We start from the raw sequence: 5691 nt of genomic DNA on the forward strand, positions 1-5691 counted from the left end.
GTACCAAATTGTAAGTTACCTTTAGAATCCTCAGTATCCTTGATTACTTGGACACGTTGCCCTGCTGTAATCACTTCCCAATCTTCATTTTTAGCATTTGGGAAAAAGACTCTTAAATCATCCATACGCTCATCATTAGATAACATCAATTGTGACACTAAATACTTCGTAAGACTCATTTCTTTGATACCTGCAGATAACATCGTCACGATATTATTTGGTTTAACCGATTTAATTAAATCCATATGTGAACCTGTTTTTAAAAATTTAGGTGAGAAACCTGCAAATGGACCAAATAACAATGAACGCTTGCCGTCTACAAAACGTGTATCTAAGTGCGGCACTGACATTGGTGGCGCACCCACTGCTGCTTTTCCGTACACTTTAGCATGATGACGATCAATCACTTCTTGATTTGTACAGCGCAGGAATAATCCACTTACTGGGAAACCACCAATATGTTTTGATTGTTTAATCCCAGTCTTTTGGAGTAATGGTAAACTCGCACCGCCAGCACCAATAAATACAAAATCAGATTCATATGTTGTCGTTTCATTAGTTTCTAAATCTTTAACTTTAACTAGCCATGCCCCAGATTTCTGTTTCTTGATGTCTAATACATTCTGCTTATATTGAATTCCCACACCACGTTGCTCTAAATTTTCAAATAACTTTGCAGTTAACGCACCAAAGTTAACATCTGTACCAGTTTCATCATAAGTTAAAGCAATTGGTTCATCAGACTTACGACCTTCAATCATTAACGGTACCCAAGATTTCATTTCTTCTTCATCTTGCGATAATTTCATTTTTTCGAATAAAACACTTTTCTTTAACGTTGCAACACGACTTTTTATAAAAGCTACATTATCTTCGCCAATGACAAAACTCATGTGTGGCACCGCTTGAATAAAGCGATCTGGGTTATCTAATTGTCCTGTTTTAACTAAATATGCCCAAAACTGTTTTGAAATTTGGTACTGCTCATTTATCTTAATTGCTTTACTACAATCAACTGTGCCATCCTTACCTTCTTTTGTATAGTTCAACTCGCAAAGTGCTGAATGCCCTGTACCGGCATTATTCCATACATTTGAACTCTCTTCGCCAGGTTGTGCTAATTTTTCAAACACTTTAATATTTTTCTCAGGTGATAATTCTTTAAGTAATGTTCCTAATGTTGCACTCATAATACCGCCACCAATTAAGATGACATCTGTTTTGCTATGTTGTGTTGTCATAACAAATACAGTCCCCCTTTTTAAAATGAATAATGGAACGTTCGAGAAATACGACATATTAATACCACTTTAAATCAATAAGTGTCTCAATAGGTTCCCATGGTGATGCTCTATTACTATCTACTATGTATATTAATATTTTATAATAACGAAACTACTTTAATTATATACTTTATGTGCGATAGCACAAAGACAAAACCACAAACCTTAACAGCTATCAACCAATTTAATTTGATTGCTGATTACTCACTATTCATTTTAACATAAAGCGCTACCATTATTATAATGTCAAACTTCTTTCATTAATGATCCATAAAAAAAAGATGAGATGTTAGAAAACATCTCACCTTCTGTATATTTATATTTTGAAATACGTTTTTTTATAATAATGACAAGATGAAAGTCCAAATACAGATGAATATTAGTAAACATACACTGTATTTCAATGTCATTTTTAATAATTCTGATTCCTTACCAACTTGTTTTACTGCTGCAGTTGCAATTGCAATTGATTGTGGTGAAATCAATTTTGCCGCTACACCACCAACTGTATTAGCAGATACAAGAAGTGAACCACTTGTTCCAATTTGTTGTGCAACAGAAGCTTGAATTGGTGCAAATAATGAATTGTTATTTACAACTGATCCTGTCATAAACACACCTATCCAACCTAAGATTGGTGATAGAACTGGGAAGACATTACCTGCTTTAGCTATACCTTGACCCATTGCTGCACTTAAACCACCATAAGTTGTGATTTTAGAAATTGCTAAGATGAAACAAATTGTAAGAACTGGTAACCACAACTCTTTAAATGTAACGCCGAATAATCTACCAGCATCTTTAAAGTTAACCTTTTTAGACATTAAAATTGTAATAATAATAGTTAATAAAATAGCTGTACCTGTTTGTCCAATAATATTTAAAGTCAATACTAATGGTTTATGCGTAACTTCGCTGATTGTTCCAGGTAAGTTGAATTTAAATACTAATGATGATAAAGCACCATTTGGTAAGAATAAGTTTTTAAAGAATGGCGCACTCCAAATCATTACAATGACTGTTAATACAATGAATGGGCTCCATGCATGTAATACTGCTTTTGCAGAATGTGCTTTTGCAGGTTCAATTTCTTCATCTTTATTAACACGATAAATGTGTTTTGGTTGGAATTTTTTAGAAAATACTGCTAATGCTAACATTGTTAATAACGGTGGAATAATATCTGCTAATTCAGGTCCACTGAATACAGTTAATAATCCTTGAGTAAGTGTATAAGTGATTGAAACTACTAAAATTGCTGGTAATGTTTCTTTAACACCTCTAAAACCATCAATAATAAAGATAAGTAAGAATGGAATAATGAAATTTATGATTGCCAATGTTAAAGTTGCTGATTGAGAAACACCTAATACTGAAACATCTCCAGGTAATTTCAACGTTTCTACAACACCTACAGGGATACCAATCGCACCAAAAGCACCAGACGCTGCATTTGCGACTAAACATAACATCGCAGCTTTTAATGGATTAAATCCTAATTGTGTTAATAAAAGTGCACAAATTGCAATTGGTACACCAAATCCTGCTGCACCTTCTAAAAATGCGTTGAATGCAAATCCAATAAGTAAAACTTGAATACGTTGGTCTTGTGAAATATTTGTAATACTATCTTGAATTGTTAAAAATTGTCCAGATTCAACAGTAATTTTGTATAACAATACTGCCATCATAACGATATAGCCAATCGGAATGATACCTTGGAAGAAACCTTCGACTACTGCACCAGAAGCGATACCAACTGGCAATTTGAAAAATGGTATTGCAATTAGTAATGTTACAACAAGTGTTGTAATAGCTGCATAAATACCTTTCATTTTAAAAACAGTTAAACATAGTAAAAACAGTACAATCGGTATTGCTGCAATTAAAGACGATAATAATAAATTATCAAATGGGTTAAACGTATTTACTAACATAGGCTGACTCTTCTTTCCATAAAGTAGTAGTGTAATTGCTTCATTAAAATCATGCTCTGGCTATAGCATTTTGTTATCGATAACATTTTACAGAACAGTGAGATTAATGTGATTTTTTTCACAATTAAAATATACCATTTTTTCAGACTATTAACAATATCACTTTCCTATTTAATTGTTTTATTTTTCATTTTAAATCTGTTCATCAAAATGAATTGTACTTAATGTAATGAAGTAACTTATACTATTCATGAATTTTACATAAGACCGTGCTAAAATAAGGAAGATACTACGATGAGAAATGGAAGTTATAGCAATGATTAAACAGATAAATGTTTCTAATATGCAAAAGTTTGAATCTCAATTAATGAAAGCTCAGTCTGAAGGTTATACACATGTCGTTCCATATGCAAATGAGATAATGATTTATCAATCGATGTTAGATGCGGTTCAATTATATCCTAAGTCTATCGTGGTTGATTATACTGTGGATGGACAATACAAAAATGATTGTCACTATTTCGGTCAATCATCGATCAACATTGCCGATTGGGCTCAAAACAATAATTATTATCCTAACCTGATATATGCGATTCAACAGACTCTTGATTTAATACATTATTACTCTGTAGAAACGATTTTCGATTTAGCTTTATTGACACTTCTGAAAGGTGATTTATCAATCGATGGTCATGTCGTTTTTGATTTTAAAGCCCCTATAGCAACAAGTGCTTCAATATGGGAAACTATTAAAACTATTGAAGATTTTGATATGATGTCTCAGTTTTATTTGAATAAAATGGCTTATATTGATCATCATCCTATACCTTTTCGCAACCTTTTTATCGAGGATTCAGAACAACTTAATTCGCCAGATAATTGGTTGTATTCTACCAAGTTTATGCTACCTAAATGGTTATATAAAATAGCAAAGCAACGTGCTGATAACAAACAATTACAAAACTTCGGCCTGTATACGAAGCAACCAAACGTTTTAAAAGATCACATCGTTTTTATCGGTGATCATCATCAATATATAGGTAATTCAAAATATTTATTTACTTACTTCGTTAAACATAATCCAATGACTGCCTGTTATTTTGTTACTGACGATCGTCGCGGACCACATTTCATATCACCTAAGTCTGAAAAAGCTGACGAATTGATTAACAGCGCACGCGTAGTTATAGTTGAAAATGATATACCTGAAACGTTACAACCAAACGGTACTTTAATTCAATTACATCAAGGCACACCAATAATGCAATTATTTTTAGATAGTAAAGAGCCTATTAAAAATATAGAAACACCTTTTTATCGTGCTAAAAGGTATAATCGCTGGTTGCAATTCGATTATGTTATACATTCTGCTGATGATATTAGCCACTTTTATCAAACGGCTTTTCCTAGTCACCAAGCAAATGTATTGGCTTATGGTAATCCTAAACACCAATATTTACTACAAAAGCGTAACGAAAGTACTACTCAACAACAGTATAAGAAATCGTTTAAAATAAATGATCAAAAACCAGTTTTATTATACGCACCTATTGGATTAGTGAGTGCGCAACAATTACCACTATCAGATGCTTTATTCAAAGCCTATCATGTTGTGGTTCAGGGTGTTGATGAAGCGATCTTACCAGAAGAGGCGCTTGTTGCACCAAAGTATCTTAGTGCTCAAGACTTAATTCTAATGTCTGATGTCGTTATCACTGATTACTCAAATATAATATTTGATGCGATGGCTATAGACAAAACAGTAGCATTATACACTCCAAATCACAGTCAATACATTGAGTCTCAAGGTGTTAACGAAGATATTTGGCGTCATCTATCAAAAATTTGGTATACAGACCGACAATTATTAATTAATAATTTAATTTCCCAGGCAATACCAGTGATTAAATATCCACAAATACAACATAAAGAACAACCATTAGAATCTATTTCACAACTTATATTGTCTAAGATGACATCTAATCAATAGTGTTTAAATTTCTCAGTGGCTGTGAATGAGGTTTAAAAGTGCTATAAAACGTAAACTTTTATACTTTAAAATACGCAAAAAACGGTAAACCCTAATTCATATTATAGAGTTTACCGTTTTATTTTTTTAACTTGCATCATAGTTATATTAACATTATTGTTGGTAGTTTGGATCAGTAACCATTGCTTGTCCAGTATAATCAACCGTTACAATTGAATATTTTCCATTTGCATTTGGGTCTTTAAAACTAAACACATACTTATAGTTGCCATTATGTTCTTCAATAGAATAATCATTATACACTTTATTATTACTACCAAATTTATTTGCTTCATTATTAGCCGCATTTAAAGCTGTTTGGAAATTTGGCAATTGCTGTAAAGCTTGAGTTTTATTTCCATTAAACGGATAAATTTGACGTGCAACCGGCGCGGCATTTTGTCCATAATATGGTGCAACGTAACTTGATTTTTGATTATTA

At 32.4% G+C, this 5691-nt stretch carries 3 protein-coding genes and 1 pseudogene; 1 reads left to right on the plus strand and 3 read right to left on the minus strand.

Annotated elements, in window-relative coordinates; translation table 11 throughout:
- Positions 1-1241, minus strand: a 1241-nt coding sequence (gene mqo, locus IDG60_RS05035) for a malate dehydrogenase (quinone) (protein ID WP_206160537.1), incomplete at its 3' end; no start/stop codon positions are given.
- 380 nt (positions 1242-1621) lie between these two features.
- The gene (locus IDG60_RS05040; protein ID WP_000960854.1) at positions 1622-3220 is read right to left on the minus strand and encodes an L-lactate permease; all 1599 of its coding nucleotides are present in this window, start codon (positions 3218-3220) and stop codon (positions 1622-1624) included.
- A gap of 316 nt (positions 3221-3536) precedes the next feature.
- Between IDG60_RS05040 and IDG60_RS05045 the strand changes: the two genes are divergently transcribed.
- The gene (locus tag IDG60_RS05045) at positions 3537-5210 is read left to right on the plus strand and encodes a CDP-glycerol glycerophosphotransferase family protein (protein ID WP_000595297.1); all 1674 of its coding nucleotides are present in this window, start codon (positions 3537-3539) and stop codon (positions 5208-5210) included.
- 153 nt (positions 5211-5363) lie between these two features.
- On the opposite strand, the pseudogene IDG60_RS05050 reads toward IDG60_RS05045, so the two are convergent.
- A pseudogene (locus IDG60_RS05050) lies at positions 5364-5691 on the minus strand (hypothetical protein); the annotation flags it as partial.

The sequence above is a fragment of the Staphylococcus sp. EG-SA-2 genome, assembly GCF_017152085.1.

Excerpts from the sequence above, each read along its gene's own strand:
- IDG60_RS05040 (WP_000960854.1), bottom strand. The coding sequence starts at position 3,220 with ATGTTAGTAAATACGTTTAACCCATTTGATAATTTATTATTATCGTCT.
- IDG60_RS05045 (WP_000595297.1), top strand. The coding sequence starts at position 3,537 with ATGATTAAACAGATAAATGTTTCTAATATGCAAAAGTTTGAATCTCAA.